This is a genomic window from Streptosporangium carneum (assembly GCF_027922005.1).
Lineage (GTDB): Bacteria > Actinomycetota > Actinomycetes > Streptosporangiales > Streptosporangiaceae > Streptosporangium > Streptosporangium carneum.
In genome coordinates this window covers 361190-376281 of the sequence record NZ_BSEV01000003.1, presented here as the reverse complement: position 1 = coordinate 376281, position 15092 = coordinate 361190, and the positions used below count along the sequence as shown (strand labels likewise).

Annotated in this window: 12 protein-coding genes; 6 read left to right on the top strand and 6 right to left on the bottom strand. The window is 72.2% G+C overall.

From position 1 onward, the window contains the following. The first annotated feature begins 16 nt into the window (after positions 1 to 16). Positions 17 to 778, top strand: a complete 762-nt coding sequence (locus tag PKF00_RS11155) for an ABC transporter permease (RefSeq protein WP_271217355.1) — start codon at positions 17 to 19, stop codon at positions 776 to 778. Positions 779 to 866: 88 nt separating this feature from the next. Here the strand turns inward: PKF00_RS11155 and PKF00_RS11150 are convergent, their stop codons facing one another. The 6 genes from PKF00_RS11150 to PKF00_RS11125 form a co-directional block, all read right to left on the bottom strand. Further along, positions 867 to 2285, bottom strand: coding sequence for a DUF2079 domain-containing protein (locus PKF00_RS11150; protein ID WP_271217354.1), 1419 nt, complete (start codon positions 2283 to 2285; stop codon positions 867 to 869). Between the two features lie 171 nt (positions 2286 to 2456). Next, a complete protein-coding gene (locus tag PKF00_RS11145) occupies positions 2457 to 2975 on the bottom strand; it encodes a DUF732 domain-containing protein (protein ID WP_271217353.1) in 519 nt (172 codons plus the stop codon). 333 nt (positions 2976 to 3308) lie between these two features. Further along, positions 3309 to 4199, bottom strand: coding sequence for a helix-turn-helix domain-containing protein (locus PKF00_RS11140; RefSeq protein WP_271217352.1), 891 nt, complete (start codon positions 4197 to 4199; stop codon positions 3309 to 3311). A gap of 169 nt (positions 4200 to 4368) precedes the next feature. Then, on the bottom strand, positions 4369 to 4587 hold the full coding sequence (locus PKF00_RS11135; protein ID WP_271217351.1) for a hypothetical protein: 219 nt from the start codon (positions 4585 to 4587) through the stop codon (positions 4369 to 4371). Positions 4588 to 4680: 93 nt separating this feature from the next. Next, positions 4681 to 5790: a DUF5925 domain-containing protein gene (locus PKF00_RS11130; RefSeq protein WP_271217350.1), complete on the bottom strand. Its 1110-nt coding sequence runs from the start codon at positions 5788 to 5790 to the stop codon at positions 4681 to 4683. A gap of 119 nt (positions 5791 to 5909) precedes the next feature. After that, a complete protein-coding gene (locus PKF00_RS11125) occupies positions 5910 to 7625 on the bottom strand; it encodes a serine/threonine-protein kinase (RefSeq protein WP_271217349.1) in 1716 nt (571 codons plus the stop codon). A gap of 47 nt (positions 7626 to 7672) precedes the next feature. Between PKF00_RS11125 and mtnA the strand changes: the two genes are divergently transcribed. The 5 genes from mtnA (at position 7673) to meaB (ending at position 14707) form a co-directional block, all read left to right on the top strand. After that, positions 7673 to 8653: an S-methyl-5-thioribose-1-phosphate isomerase gene (gene mtnA, locus PKF00_RS11120; RefSeq protein WP_271217348.1), complete on the top strand. Its 981-nt coding sequence runs from the start codon at positions 7673 to 7675 to the stop codon at positions 8651 to 8653. 306 nt (positions 8654 to 8959) lie between these two features. Further along, positions 8960 to 9733 (top strand): peptidoglycan recognition protein family protein, encoded by a 774-nt coding sequence (locus PKF00_RS11115; protein ID WP_271217347.1) that lies wholly within the window; start codon positions 8960 to 8962, stop codon positions 9731 to 9733. An 81-nt stretch (positions 9734 to 9814) separates the two neighbouring features. Beyond that, positions 9815 to 11581, top strand: a complete 1767-nt coding sequence (locus tag PKF00_RS11110) for a methylmalonyl-CoA mutase family protein (RefSeq protein ID WP_271217346.1) — start codon at positions 9815 to 9817, stop codon at positions 11579 to 11581. Next, positions 11578 to 13755 carry a methylmalonyl-CoA mutase gene (gene scpA, locus PKF00_RS11105; protein WP_271217345.1) on the top strand — a complete coding sequence of 726 codons (2178 nt, stop codon included), beginning with the start codon at positions 11578 to 11580 and terminating at the stop codon, positions 13753 to 13755. Before PKF00_RS11110 ends, scpA begins: the two co-directional genes overlap by 4 nt. After that, a complete protein-coding gene (meaB, locus tag PKF00_RS11100) occupies positions 13739 to 14707 on the top strand; it encodes a methylmalonyl Co-A mutase-associated GTPase MeaB (RefSeq protein ID WP_271217344.1) in 969 nt (322 codons plus the stop codon). Before scpA ends, meaB begins: the two co-directional genes overlap by 17 nt. Positions 14708 to 15092 lie beyond the last annotated feature (385 nt).

The window sequence follows — 15092 nt, the reverse complement described above, 5'->3', positions numbered from 1 at the left end:
GAGAAAGGCATGACACGTGAGTCCCACACTGGTCCGCGACACCGTGACGGTGTTCTCCCGCGAGTTCGCCCCCGTGCCGCGCGAGCCCGTCGGCCTGCTGTTCACCATGGTGCAGCCGCTCATCTTCCTGTTCCTGTTCGGCCCGACGCTTTCGGGGACGGGGGTCCTCGGAGACGGGGGCTCGCCGTGGCAGTGGTTCGTGCCCGGAATCCTGATCATGATGTGCCTCTACGGGCCGATGGCGGCCGGATACTCGCTTCTGATCGAGCTCCTCGGGGGCTCGCTGGAGCGGATGCTCGTCACCCCGCTGAGCCGTACGGCGATGCTGGTCGGCCGGACGGCGAAGGAGTTCGTGATCCTGCTGGCCCAGGCCGTGCTGATCATCGGCCTCGCGATCCCGCTGGGGTTCCGGCCGAGCCCGCAGGGGGTGCTGGCCGGGCTGGCGCTGCTGACCGTCCTCGGCGTCGGCCTGGGCGGCTTCTCCTTCGTCCTCGCCATCGCCTCCCGGCCGGGAGGCACCATGTTCTACGTGGTCACCCAGCTGGTGATGTTCCCGCTGATGCTGCTGTCCGGCCTGCTGCTGCCGCTGGACACCGGTCCGTCCTGGCTGCGGACCGCGGCGGCGCTGAACCCCGTCTTCTACGTGGTCGAGGCCGAACGGGCGCTGTTCGCGGGCCGGTTCGCGGAGCCGCCCGTGCTGTACGGCGTGCTCTGCGCCTGCGCGGTCGCCGCGGCGGGCCTGGCGCTCGGCATCCGCGCGATGCGGCGCGGCGTCTGACCGGCGCCCCTCGGCGCGCGGCCCCGCCCCCGGGGAACGGGGACGGGGCCGCGTCTCCCGTGCCGTCGCCCTCCGGCTCCCGCGTCCCTCATCCGCCGCGTCGCAGCACGAGATAGCCCTCGCGCTCGAAGACGACCTCGTAACCGTTGCGCCTGAGCGTCTCGACCCGGGCGAGCTGCTCCTCGAGGGCCGTGAAGGGGAACGTCTTCCTGCCCGTCTCCGCGACCACCCACGGCGCCCAGCGGGGCAGACGATCCCACAGCAGCACCCGGGTCCGGGAGGTGAGCGCCGGTCCCACGTAGTTGGCGGCCTCGACCAGCACGCCGTCCGGCACGGCCGCCGCGGCCTCGGCCGCGGCCAGGGCGCGCCGGTCGGGGGCGGAGAGCCTGCCGTAGGCGAAGAAGGGCAGCAGCGCGACGGCGGTCGCCGCGAGGGCGAAGGCCAGCGGAGTCCTCAGACGCGCGAGCCGCGCGCGGCTCATCCCGTCGACCGCGGCGCAGAAGAGGACCGCGACGAGGAAGGCGTTGTAGTGGTAGTCGGTGCCCCACCAGTTGGGGAAGGAACTCGCCAGCATGCGGGCGGCCAGCGGCGGGACCACGATCAGCGTCATCGGTGAGAGCAGGCACAGGAACAGGACCATCACGCCGAGCATGAGCACCGTGAGCAGCTTCTGCGGCGGGGCGCCCAGCAGCGCCACAGCCTCCAGCGGGTGGGTCAGCGCCCGCGCCGCCGCCGAGGACAGGTCGGGGCCGAGCGCGCCGTAGGCCCAGTAGTAGTCGGCACGCCCGCCGAAGGCGGGGATGAGCACCCTGGTCGTGAGCATCACCGCCGCGAGGCCGCCCACCACCAGGGCGGCGCCCGCCCGCCACCGCCGGGTCGCCAGCAGGAACAGGCCGTATCCCGCGAGGAGCAGGCCCGCGTCCTCCTTGACGCACAGCAGCAGCGCGCCCGCCGCCACCGCCTGCCCCGGCCGGCCCGCGTCATGACGTTCGATCATCCACGCCGTGAGCGCCGGGGCGAAGGCCGCCTCGTGGAAGTCGAAGGCGGCGGCCTCGGCGACCGGCCACGACAGGGCGTAGGCGACCGCGACGAGATGCGCGCGCTTCACGCCCAGGCGTCGCCTGGCCAGGAGCCACAGAGGGGGCGTCGCCGAGGCCAGCAGCACGCCCTGGAGGACGAGCAGGGTCTCGGGGCCGTCGTGCAGCCAGTAGAACGGCGCGAGGAGGGCCAGGATCGGCGACCAGTGGTCACCCAGGACCGCGAAGGTCCAGCCCAGGTCGTTGTGCACGCCCTTGGCGATCGAGACCGGGAGCTGGAGGCGGGAGTAGGAACGGACGGCCTGGTCGAAGATGACGAGGTCGTAGGTGCCGAGGCGGAACGCGTGAAGGCGCGTCAGGCTCACGACCGAGTACAGCGTCGCCGCCAGCGCCGTGATCACGCCCACGACGCCCGCGGGGCCGATGCGGGTGAGGACGCCGGTCGGGGCCGGGCGGGCTGCGATCTCCACAGCCGATCAGGCTAGTGGCTCGGCCGGGTTCCACCGGTTCTCCGTGACGGTCTGGGCGCCGGACGGGGGAGACGCCCCCGGCGGCACCCACTTCGCAGCCGGCCGGATCGGCGCCTTCCCGCACGCGGGGGAGAGTCGACGGCGCATCGGGCGTCCGGCGGGATCGGGGCGTCAGGACGGGCAGAACCTCTCGATCGCCGTCAGGATCAGGTCCGCCTGCCAGACGCCGATCCCGGCTGCGCCGCCGAAGCGGTCGAAGCGAAGGCGGGTGCGTTCCGCCACCTGCGGGCGGCCCGTCCCGCTCGCCAGATCCCGGCACGACTCCAGCGCCAGGCCGATCGCCCTCCGGTCGTCCAGCGCCGGATCGATCCGCCGCAGGGCGGACAGGAGCGCGCGGATCTCGCCGGGACCGGAGGAGGGGCTCAGGGAAGGGGTCGGGGAGAGGACGGGGGAGCGCGGCTCCGCGAGCGAGAGGGTGCTGGGGGCCGAGGCGTCGGGAGAGGCCGTGACAGGGGCCGGGGTGCTCGCCTTGACGGCGTCGTGCGCCCTGCTGATCCTGTCGCCGATGACGCCGACTGCGGTGACCAGGGCGAATGCCGTCACGGCGGACAGCACCAGAGCCCTCAGCGGGCTGCGCCTCCTCGGTTGCCGGTCGCGGCGGCGGGAACGTGGACGACGGAGAGTACGCACCCTCGGACGATAGGGCGCGCGGCCCGCCCAGGGTAAGGGGAACGATCCAAAACGATCTCCCGTGCCCGTGCTCGTTCCCTCTTCCTGGCTTTGCCGGTGGCGATCTCCAGTGTCCGCCGCATGACGAGCACGTCGCAGGCGTATTCCTACGCCGGGCCCTCCACGCTCTCCGACGGCCGCCTGGGGTTGTCGACCACCGGGGCTCGCGCGACCCCTGCAAGCACGTCCTCGCCGCCAGGATCGTCGCCGGGGAGACGTCCTGACGAGCGTCCGGACGAGGTCCGCGCCGCAGGCGGCGACCGGTGGCGAAAGGGAGCCAGGCGCGCGACCGGCTTACCCGCTGCGGCTCCTCGGGCGGTCACTCATCTCCAGGGCGGTGCGCGCGATGAGCTGGTATGACTCCTCACGGGAGAGGGAACATTCCTTCAGCAGCTCGAAGAGCTCTCTGTATTCGACCACGCGGTGGTCGGTCCCCGGGACGGCCGCGGTGGTTTCGTTGTTGTCGGTGTAGATCACATCGTCCAGTCCGCCGGCGAACTCCAGCAGGGTGAAATCGCTTTTTCCCATCCCCGGATGCGCGCCCGCCTCGAACGGAACCACGTGGACCCTGACCTCTTCGCGCTCGATCATCTCGCTGACGTGGACCAGTTGCCTGGGCATGATCTCCGGTGATCTGCCGGCGCCGACGCGGCGGTGGATCACGGCCTCGTCCAGAACGAATTCCCGAACCGGCGGTTCCCGGCGTTCGCGCAGCATCCGCTGGCGGCGCATTCGCAGCCTGACCACGGCGTCGGCGCCCGTCCTCTCCATGGAGTCCGCCACGACCGCCCTCGCGTAGTCCTCCGTCTGCAGCAGGCTCGGCAGGCTGTGGGGCTGGAACTGCAGGATGGCTGCCGCAGCCTGCTCGTAACCGACATAGGAGAGATAGGCGTCCGAGATCGACGTCCTGAACTCACTCCACCAACTCGGCGTCCTGGCGGACCGGGCCAGCTGGAGAAGGACCTCGCGCTCCCTTTCGTCCTCGATCCCGTAAAGGACGAGAAGCGCCTGGAGATCGGCCCTGCTGACGTTGTTCTTTCCGTGTTCGATGCGGATGACCTTCGACAGCGACCATTCAAGAGCCCGGGCGACCTGCTCCTGTGTCAGACGCCGTTCCTGGCGAAGCTGGAGGAGCCTGCTGCGAAGCAGTGCGCTGGAGACGACGGGACCGTCTTCGGAAACCACTCTCTCTCCTCTCCGCGGACGCACCGCGGGAGGCCCGCGCCCGAAGGCGGGGCCTCCCGCGGTGGTCGGGGATCGACGCGCCCCGCCGGGGCGACCGCGCGGCCTGTGCCGTTTCCCGGCGGGAGCACGTCATGGCGACCTGCCGGGGCGGCTGCCACGTGTCAATCTGCTACATGGCAGATCGGAGGAATTTTTTTTGAGAACGAGGTGCGTTGCTGATCGTCAGGTAGGCGACGGCGCCGCTGACCACGCCGACAAGGATCACGAAGAGGATCCGAAGGATGCTTCCCTCCACGTAGTTGGCCACGGTCGCGACGGCCTGGGAGGAGCCGATCATCACGCAGACAAGCCCTGCCGGAGAGGGGCTGCGTGGTCCGGTGCGCGGCATGGTCGGCATCCTTCGATAGTGCTCTTGTCACCATTCTGCGGCAGAAGGGGCGCGGGCGCGACGGTGGTTCGCGACCGGCGTTCCGGCGGTGGATCAGAGGTAGAGGCCGATGGTCTCGGGGGCGGTCGAGGCGTTGCTCACGCCCTCGCGCAGGGCGAACAGCTCGGCCAGAGTGGCCCCGGACGGGGAGACGCCCTCGTCGGTGCCGAGCCACAGGGCGGCCTCGTCGTGGGGAAGGGCCCCCACCTCGATCTGGGCCAGGCAACGACCGGGACGGACCACGGCGGGGTGGAGTCGCGCCAGGTCCTCGTTGGTGGTGATGGCCACCAGCACGTCGCGGCCGTGACCGAGCAGGCCGTCGGTCAGGTTGAGCAGACGGGACAACCCCTGTCCCGTCATCTCCTTGGCGCCGGACCTGATCAGCTCGTCGCAGTCCTCCAGCACGAGGAGCCGCCACTTGCCGCCCTTGTCGTCCGAGTCGGAGCCGACCGCGACCTCCATCAGGTACCCCGGCGAGTTGAACAGGCGCTCGGGGTCGAGCACGCAGTCCACCTGGCACCAGGACCGCCATTCACGGGCCAGCGTGCGCAGCAGCGTGGTCTTGCCGGTGCCGGGCGGGCCGTGCAGGAGGATGAGGCGGCCGCGCACGTCCTGCGGGGTGACGGACATCAGGCGGGACAGCGGGCCGTCCAGGGCGCGTGCGTAGTTGCCGCCGACCTTCGCCCAGGGGGAGGCGGTGATGGGCTTCTCCGAGCGGCGCGCGCCGTGCGGGCCCTGCCACCAGAAGCCCATCTCGACGTGGTCGCTCTCCGGGGCGGGCTCCAGCGCGTCCTTGACGGTCTCCTCGATCACCGAGCGGGCCAGCTCGTCGTCGACCGCGGTGACGCTGACCAGGGCCGAGCGGTTGCGGTAGCGGACCACGCGCAGGGTCCAGCCCTCGCCGCGGATCAGCCGGGACTCCCGTCCGTCGTCCTCACGCGCCGCCCGCACCAGGGTCCCCGCCGCCGGCGCCAGCGGAGCGTCCGCTCGGACCCGTTCCAGCTCCGTGGTGCGTGACCACGGCTGCGCGCCCGTCGCGAACGGTGAGAGCGCGAGAGCGTCGATCACGTCCATCGCCGAGTCGCCGTCGTCGAGCCAGAGGTTCATCGGCAGTTCCGTCGCGCGTGACTCCGGGGTGAAGTGGACCTCCCTCAGTACGGACATATCGGTAATGATCCCCTTTGCTGTCGCGCAGGTCGAGGGGTTTTCGGCTTTCAGCAAGGCGGATCCACGGCGGGCGCGGGGAACGGGCCCGCCGATCGCCGTCCGGCCGCGCTCCCGCGTCAGCCCCTGGACAGTTCGCCGTCGAAGAAGGTGCCCGCGCCGAGACCGTCGGTCCAGTGGTAGGCCAGCCTGTCTCCCCTGCGGGTGAGGGTCAGCGCGCCCGGGACGCACTTGAGGGGATCTTCCACCTCCAGGTTGAACCCGAGGGCCGACTCGCCGACCTTGGTGAGCCTGAGCGTGCCGGAGCAGTCGGAGGTCGGCTCCGTCCACGAGCCCGAGTCCCTGCCCGAGGCGAGGTCGACCTTCACGTCGTGCTCCTTGAGGGAGAACAGCCCGGTGGGGTCGGTGGGCTTGATGTGCCCCGACCAGGTCCCGGCGAACGCGGAGGGGATCCGCAGAGCGCCCCCCTGCTGCTGGGACGCCGCCGTTCCCGACGGTTCCGGGACCGGCTCCCCGGTGTCGGTGACGTCGTCGGGGTTCCCGCCGTCGTCCGAGGAGGTGTCCACGGGCTGGTCGGGGTAGGCCCCGGTGACGTCGGGGGAGGCGGAGGCCAGGGGCCGGCCGGTGTCCGAGGGGGTGTTCCGGGCGGCAGGCCCCCCGCCGCCCAGCAGGGACCAGGCCGCGACGGCCCCGGTGATCAGGATCGCCGCCCCGGCGAGCCCCGCGCCGACGAGGACGCCCCGGGAGGACCGTCCGGGCACGCGGGTGTCGAGACCCGCGCGGCCCGTGCCGGTGGTCTCCGTTCCCGCGCCGCCCGTCCCCGCACCGCCTGTCCCAGCGCCGCCCGTTCCCGGGGCGTCCGATCCCGTACGGCCTGTGCCCGCGCCGCCCGGTCCGGCGCCGCCCCTCCCGGCGTCGCCCATCCCCGCGCCGCCCGGTCCGGCGCCGCCCCTCCCGGCGTCGCCCGTCCCCGCGCCGCCGGGAGCGGAGGCGATCCGGCTGCCGATCCTGGCCAGGTCCTCGGTCGACGGCGAGGAGCCCGCGCCCGGGTCGACGAGGCTGACCATGAGGGAACGGGCCGTGGGCCTGCGGGCGGGATCCTTGTCCAGGCAGGAGCCGATCAGTCCGGTGAACCTGGCGGGCAGGGCGGAGAGATCGGGGTGGTGGTTCAGGATCCGGTGCAGTACGGCGGGCAGGGTGTCGGCCCCGAAGGGCGAGTAACCGCTCGCCGCGCAGGCCATCGTGGCCGCCCAGGCGAACACGTCGGAGGCGGGCGAGGCGGGAGCGCCGCCGATCTGCTCGGGCGCCATGTAGGCGGGGGTGCCGATGATCCCCGAGGTCATCGTCGAGGCTCCGTCCGCCCTCGCGATGCCGAAGTCGACGACCCGGGGGCCGTCGGGGCCGAGCAGCACGTTGGCGGGCTTGAAGTCCCGGTGCACGACCCCGGCCGCGTGGATCGCCGCCAGGGCGGTGGCCGTGCCGACCACCAGACGCTCGAGCTCGCCGTCCCGCAGCGGCCCCCGCTCCCTGATCCGCTCCTGCAGGGACGGCCCGTCGACGAACTCGCTCACCACGTACGGGCGCGGCCCGTCGACCGACGCGGCCAGCACGCGCGCCGTGCAGAACGGGGCGACGCTCTCCAGCGCGGCCAGCTCCCTGGACAGCCGCGCCCGCGTCTCGGGGTCGCCGCCGAACAGCAGCTTGACCGCGACCGGCTCCCCGTCGGGCGCGTGCCCGAGGTAGACGACGCCCTGGCCGCCCTCGCCGAGCCTTCCGGCCAGCCGGAACGCCCCCAGGCGGGGTGGGTCGTCAGGGGTCAGGGGAGTGGCGGCCATGGGGGCAAGGCTAGCGATGACTACCTCGTATGGGCATATGTTGAGGCATGCGGACGATCGACTGGGTTGACGGGGCTGTTGAGCTCGTGGACCAGACAGCGCTTCCCGGCAGGTTCCACGTCATCCGGATCGACACGGTCGACGGGCTCGTCGACGCCATCCGGAGGCTGGCCGTACGGGGCGCTCCCGCCCTGGGAGTGGCCGGCGCGCTCGGGGTGGCGCTCGCGGCGCGCGACGAGACCGACCCGCTCTCCGCGGCGGCCAGGCTGCGCGCGGCCAGGCCGACCGCCGTCAACCTCGCCTGGGGCGTCGACGAGGCTCTCGGACATCTGGACGGAGGGTTCGAGGCGGTCCTCGGCCGGGCGCTGCGGATCAGGGACGAGGACGTCGAGGCCTGCCGCGCGATGGGGGAGCGGGGCGCGGACCTGGTGCGTGAGCTCACCGGACGCGACCGGGTGCGGATCATGACCGTCTGCAACACCGGCGGCCTGGCCGCCGTCGAGCGCGGCACCGCCCTCGGGGTCGTGCGGACCCTGCACGAACGGGGGCAGCTGACCGAGGCGCTGGCGCTGGAGACCCGGCCCCTACTTCAGGGCTCCCGGCTGACGGCGTGGGAGCTGGGCCGGATGGGCGCGCCGTACCGCCTGGTCGCCGACTCCGCGGGGCCGTTCCTGCTCGCGCGAGGGCACGCGGACGCCGTGCTGATCGGCGCGGACCGGATCGCCGCCGACGGCGACACGGCAAACAAGATCGGCTCCTACGCCCTGGCCCTCGGCGCGCGCCGCGCGGGCGTGCCGTTCGTCGTCGTCGCCCCGGAGACCACCGTCGACCTGGCGACCCCGACCGGAGCCGGGATCGAGATCGAGGAACGCGATCCCGAGGAGGTGCTCTCCGTGCGCGGGGCACGGCTCGCGCCAGAGGGGGCGCACGCCCTGAACCCGGCCTTCGACGTCACCCCGCACGACCTCGTCACGGCCATCGTCACCGAGCGCCGGGTGATCCGCCCCGACAGGGGCGAGCGGCCGTGACGGCGGTCCCGGCGGCGTTCGGGGTGGCGTTCGGGGCGGCGGGGAGCCGGAGGGGGCCGGGGGCCGGACGCGCACGCGGCCCGGCTCCTGCGACGGCTCCGCGCGTGCCGGTCCGGTGGGGGAGCGGGACGGTGGTTTAGCCGTCCGGTCCCCGGTAAGAAGACGGCCGTTCCAATGCCCGCCCCTACCTGGAGCTCCGTTTCGACATGTTTCACCGGTAGATCAGTTGGCGAACCGCGCCATAGGGTGATGCGTCAGCTACTACGCTCCGGTAAGCCCCCTGTACCCAAACCGTGGAGAAGTCTCGTGGCCATCGATCTTGTTACCCGTCGCGAGTGGGGCGCCCGGGAGCCGCGCGGTTCCTACGGGCGGCTCAACTCGACCAAAGGCGTCAAGGTCCACTACACCGGTGGCCAGGTCAGCCCGGACATCGTCAACGACCACGCCAAGTGCGTCGCCATGGTGAAGTCCATCCAGAACCACCACATGGACGGCAACGGCTGGATCGACGTCGGCTACTCGATGCTGGTCTGCCCGCACAGGAAGGTCTTCGAGGGCAGGGGGCCGCACAACCTGCCCGCGGCCAACGGCCCCGGGCTCAACAGCGGCCACTACGCGGTGCTCGGCCTGGTCGGGAACGCGGGACTGACCCAGCCGACCGACGGCATCCTCAACGGCATCCTCGACGCCATCGAGTACCTCAGGGACAAGGGCGGCGCGGGCAAGGAGATCAAGGGACACCGCGACGGCTACTCGACCGACTGCCCCGGCGGGCCGCTGTACGCCTGGGTGAAGAAGGGCGCTCCCCGGCCCGGCGACGGCGGAGGCCCGCAGGAGCCGCAGCCGTCCCCGGCCTTCCCCGGGCGCGTCCTGAAGTACCCGCCGGTCATGAGCGGGGAGGACGTCCGCACCTGGCAGCGCCAGATGCGGGCCAGGGGCTGGAGCCTCGACGCGGACGGCCTGTACGGCGAGCGCTCCCGCGAGGTCTGCCGCGCCTTCCAGAAGGAGAAGGGCCTGCCGGTCACCGGTGCCGTCGACCGCGCCACCTGGGAGGCCAGCTGGAAGGAGCCGGTCACCTGAGAGGCGGGCAGGAGCCCGAACGGTCCGCTGACCGGGACCTGACGGAGAACGCGTTCAGACGATGGGCTTACTATCCGGTTCATGACGGTGCCGCCTGAAGAACTCCGAACGGCCGCCGGTTTCCCGCCTACCACACGGGAGCGGTGGCGCGAGCTCGCGCTCGGCGTTCTACACAAGTCCGGGATCGAAACCGGCTCCCCAGAGGAGGCACTGTCCTCCACCACCTACGACGGCGTGACCATCGCGCCGCTCTACGACGCGTCGGACCTTCCCGACGACCCCGGCCTGCCGGGCGCGGCCCCCTACATCAGGGGGTCCCGTCCCGGCGGCGGCTGGGACGTCAGGCAGCGGCACGAGACGGCCGACCCGGAGGCGGTTCTCGCCGACCTGGAGAACGGTGTCACCTCGCTGTGGCTCGCCCTCGGCCCCGAGGACCTGCCCCGCGCCCTCGACGACCGGATCCACCTGGAGCTGATCTCGGTCACGCTCGACGCGGGAGAGCGCACCCGCGAGGCGGCCGAGGCGCTGTTCGCCCTGGCCGGGCGGAAGGGGGTCGCGCCCACGGGCAACCTCGGCGCCGACGCCCTGCGTGACCCCGAGACCGCGGCCGACCTCGCCAGGCGCTGCGCCGAGGGCTTTCCCGGGCTGAGGGCGGTCGTGGTCGACGGCACGCCGTACCACGACGCGGGGGGAAGCGACGCCGAGGAGCTCGGCTGTTCGATCGCCGCCGGAGTCGCGGCGCTGCGGACGCTGACCGGCGCGGGCCTCACCGTCGACGAGGCGTTCGGGCAGCTGGAGTTCCGGTACGCCGCGACCGCCGACCAGTTCCTCACCGTCGCCAAGCTCCGCGCCGCGCGCGGGCTCTGGGCGCGCGTCGCCGAGGTGTGCGGCGTGACGGAGGGGCAGGCGGCCGGGCAGCGGCAGCACGCCGTGACCAGCTCGGCCATGATGACCGCCCGCGACCCGTGGGTGAACATGCTCCGCACCACGCTGGCCTGTTTCGCCGCGGGGGTCGCGGGAGCGGACGCGGTGACCGTGCAGCCGTTCGACGCCTGCCTTGGCCTGCCCGACGCCTTCGCCCGGCGCATCGCGCGCAACACCCAGTCGCTGCTCGTCGAGGAGGCGGGGGTGGCCAGGGTGACCGATCCCGCGGGCGGCTCCTGGTACGTCGAGCGGCTCACCGACGACCTGGCGGGCAAGGCCTGGGAGTGGTTCCAGGAGATCGAGCGCGCGGGCGGCATGGCCGCCGCCCTGGACGCCGGGCTCGTCGCCGACCGGCTCGCCGACACCTGGCGCAGGCGCTCGGACAACATCGCCCACCGCCGCGATCCGATCACCGGCGTCAGCGAGTTCCCCAACCTCGCGGAACGACTGCCCTCCCGCGCTCAGAGACCCGCCGCCGCCGGGGGCGTCCGCTACGCCCAGGAGTTCGAGGCGCTGCGCGACCTGGCCGACGCCCAGGAGGTCAGGCCGGCCGTGTTCCTGGCGACGATCGGCCCGGTCGCCGCCCACACCGCCAGGGCGTCGTTCGCGGCCAACCTGTTCCAGGCCGGAGGCGTCGCCACCGTCACCGACCCCGCCGTGGTCTCCGCCCCCGCCGTCGACCCGGCCCTGATCGCCGAGGCCTTCGCCGCCAGCGGCGCGCGGGTCGCGTGCCTGTGCTCCAGCGACAGGCTGTACGGCGAGCACGCCGAGACCGTGGCCGCCGCGCTGCGCGGCGCGGGGGCGGCGAAGGTGTGGCTGGCGGGGAAGGGCGACTTCGCGGGCGTCGACGCCAACGTCCACGCCGGGTGCGACGCGCTCGACGTGCTCCGCACGACCTTCGACGACCTGGAGGTGGCTCGATGATCCCCGACTTCTCCGGAATCGGACTGAGGGGCAAGCCCGCCGCGCCCGACCTGGACGGCTGGGCGCGGGCCGTACGACAGGCCACCGGGAAGACCCCGGAGGAGCTGGTGTGGGAGACGCCGGAGGGGATCGGCGTCAAGCCGCTCTACACGGCCGACGACCTGGCCGGGCTCGACTTCCTGCGGACCTACCCGGGAGCCGCGCCGTACCTGCGCGGGCCGTACCCGACCATGTACGTCAACCAGCCGTGGACCATCAGGCAGTACGCCGGGTTCTCCACGGCCGAGGAGTCGAACGCCTTCTACCGGCGCAACCTGGCCGCCGGGCAGAAGGGCCTGTCGGTCGCCTTCGACCTGGCCACCCACCGGGGCTACGACTCCGACCACCCGCGCGTGGCCGGGGACGTGGGCATGGCGGGGGTGGCCATCGACTCCATCTACGACATGCGGCAGCTCTTCGACGGGATCCCCCTCGACCGGATGAGCGTGTCGATGACCATGAACGGCGCGGTGCTTCCGGTGCTCGCGCTCTACATCGTGGCCGCCGAGGAGCAGGGGGTGGCGCCCGAGCAGCTGGCGGGGACCATCCAGAACGACATCCTCAAGGAGTTCATGGTCCGCAACACCTACATCTACCCGCCGGGTCCGTCGATGCGGATCATCTCCGACATCTTCTCCTACACCAGTGAGCGGATGCCCAAGTTCAACTCGATCTCGATCTCCGGGTACCACATCCAGGAGGCCGGGGCCACGTGCGACCTTGAGCTGGCCTACACCCTCGCCGACGGCGTGGAGTACCTCAGGGCCGGGGTCGAGGCGGGGCTGGACATCGACAGGTTCGCGCCGAGGCTGTCGTTCTTCTGGTGCATCGGCATGAACTTCTTCATGGAGGTCGCCAAGCTGCGGGCCGCCCGGCTGCTGTGGGCGCGGCTCGTCTCCGGATTCGGCGCGAAGAACCCCAAGTCGCTGTCGCTGCGGACCCACTCGCAGACCTCGGGCTGGTCGCTCACCGCCCAGGACGTCTTCAACAACGTCGTGCGCACCTGCGTCGAGGCGATGGCCGCGACGCAGGGGCACACCCAGTCGCTGCACACCAACGCCCTCGACGAGGCGCTGGCGCTGCCGACCGACTTCTCCGCCAGGATCGCCCGCAACACCCAGCTGCTGCTCCAGCAGGAGTCCGGGACCTGCCGGGTGATCGACCCCTGGGGCGGCTCCTACTACGTCGAGCGGCTCACCCACGAGCTGGCGAGCAAGGCGTGGGGGCACATCGAGGAGGTCGAGGCCGCCGGAGGCATGGCGAAGGCGATCGACCAGGGACTGCCCAAGCTCCGCATCGAGGAGGCGGCGGCCCGTACCCAGGCCCGCATCGACTCGGGGCGTCAGCCCGTCATCGGCGTCAACAAGTACCGCCCCGACGCCGACGAGGCCATCGAGGTGCTCAAGGTCGACAACACCTCCGTGCGCGCCCAGCAGCTCGACAAGCTCCGCCGCCTGCGCGAGGAGCGGGACGCGGAGCGGGTGGGCCAGGCGCTCGAGGCGCTCACCAAGGGGGCGGCGGGCGACGGCAACCTGCTCGCGCTGGCCATCGAGGCGGCACGGGCCAAGGCGACGGTCGGGGAGATCTCCGACGCCCTCGAGCGGGTGTTCGGCAGGCACGCGGGCCAGATCCGCACGATCTCCGGCGTCTACCGCGAGGAGGTGGGGGCCGGAGTGGACGAGGTCCGTACGGCCTGCGCCGAGTTCGAGCGCCTCGAGGGGCGCCGTCCCCGGATCCTGGTCGCCAAGATGGGACAGGACGGTCACGACCGGGGGCAGAAGGTGATCGCCACCGCCTTCGCCGACCTCGGGTTCGACGTGGACGTCGGCCCGCTGTTCCAGACCCCGGAGGAGGTCGCCCGTCAGGCGGTCGAGGCCGACGTGCACGTGGTCGGGGTCTCCTCGCTGGCCGCGGGTCACCTGACGCTGGTGCCCGCCCTCCGCGAGGCGCTCGCCGAGCTGGGCGCGGACGACATCATGATCGTGGTCGGCGGTGTCATCCCCCCGGGCGACTTCGACGAACTGCGCGCGGCGGGGGCGTCGGCGATCTTCCCCCCCGGCACCGTGATCGCCGACGCGGCGCGAGGGCTGGTCGCGGATCTGCTCACCCGGCTGGGCCATGCCGCGGACGCTTGAGGACTACGTCCAGGGGGTCAAGGAGGGATCCAGGGCGTGGATCGCGCGGGCGATCACGCTGGTCGAGTCCTCCAGAGCCGATCACCGTGAGCTCGCCCAGCGGCTGCTGGGCGAGCTGAGCCCGTTGGCGGGCAGGGCGCGCAGGGTGGGCGTGACGGGCGTGCCGGGCGTGGGCAAGTCCACGTTCATCGACGCGCTCGGCACGCGCCTGACCGGGGAGGGCCACCGGGTCGCGGTGCTCGCCGTCGACCCGTCGTCCACCAGGACGGGCGGCAGCATCCTGGGCGACAAGACCAGGATGTCCCGCCTCGCCGCCGAGCCGGCCGCCTTCATCCGCCCGTCGCCGACCTCGGGCACACTCGGCGGGGTCGCCAAGGCGACCCGCGAGGCGATGGTCGTGGTCGAGGCGGCGGGTTACGACGTCGTGCTCGTGGAGACCGTCGGAGTCGGCCAGTCGGAGACCGCGGTCGCCGACATGGTGGACACCTTCCTGCTGCTCGCCCTGGCCAGGACCGGCGACCAGCTGCAGGGGATCAAGAAGGGCGTGCTCGAGCTCGCCGACGTGATCGCGGTCAACAAGGCCGACGGCCCGCACGAGCTGGACGCCAGGAAGGCGGCCAGGGAACTGGCGGGGGCGCTGCGGCTGCTGCGCTCGGAGCGCACGGTCCCGGTGCTGACCTGCAGCGGGCGTGAGGGCTCCGGCATGGACGAGCTCTGGCGGCAGATCGTCCAGCACCAGGACACGATGGCGGCCTCCGGTGAGCTCGAGGCCCGCCGCCGCCGTCAGCAGGTGGGCTGGACGTGGTCCCTGGTGACCGAGCGCCTGCTGACCAGGCTCCGCGAGCACCCGGAGGTCGCCGCGATCGCCGCCGAGGTCGAACGGGAGGTCCAGGCCGGTGACCTGACGCCCTCCCTCGCCGCCGACCGCCTCCTGGACGCCTTCGGGCACTGAGCCCCCTGACCCCCTGAACCCCGTGGGACTCCGCGCCGTGCACGCCAGTGCGCGGCGCGTTCCCGTGTGGGCTCCGTCGCGGTGCGTGACGACGCGTGGGAACTGATTTGCGAATTCAGTTCACGTTACATGAATACTTGTTTAATAAACCGATTCATCGCAGTAATGGCAAAACTATTATCCGGCCACAACCTTGATCGCCGCCTGCCGATCATGTGATACTTCGCCCAAAGGTAGCGAAAGCTGCAATAAAGCACCTTTAGATACGTGAGTGTGAGTAGGCGCATGGCGAGGCGCGGGAAGATCGCGGAGGGGCTGCCGGTCGACCGGCCCTGACCGTTTCCCGTGTGGGGCGGGCCACGACGGAGTGGCCGCGAGTCCCTGA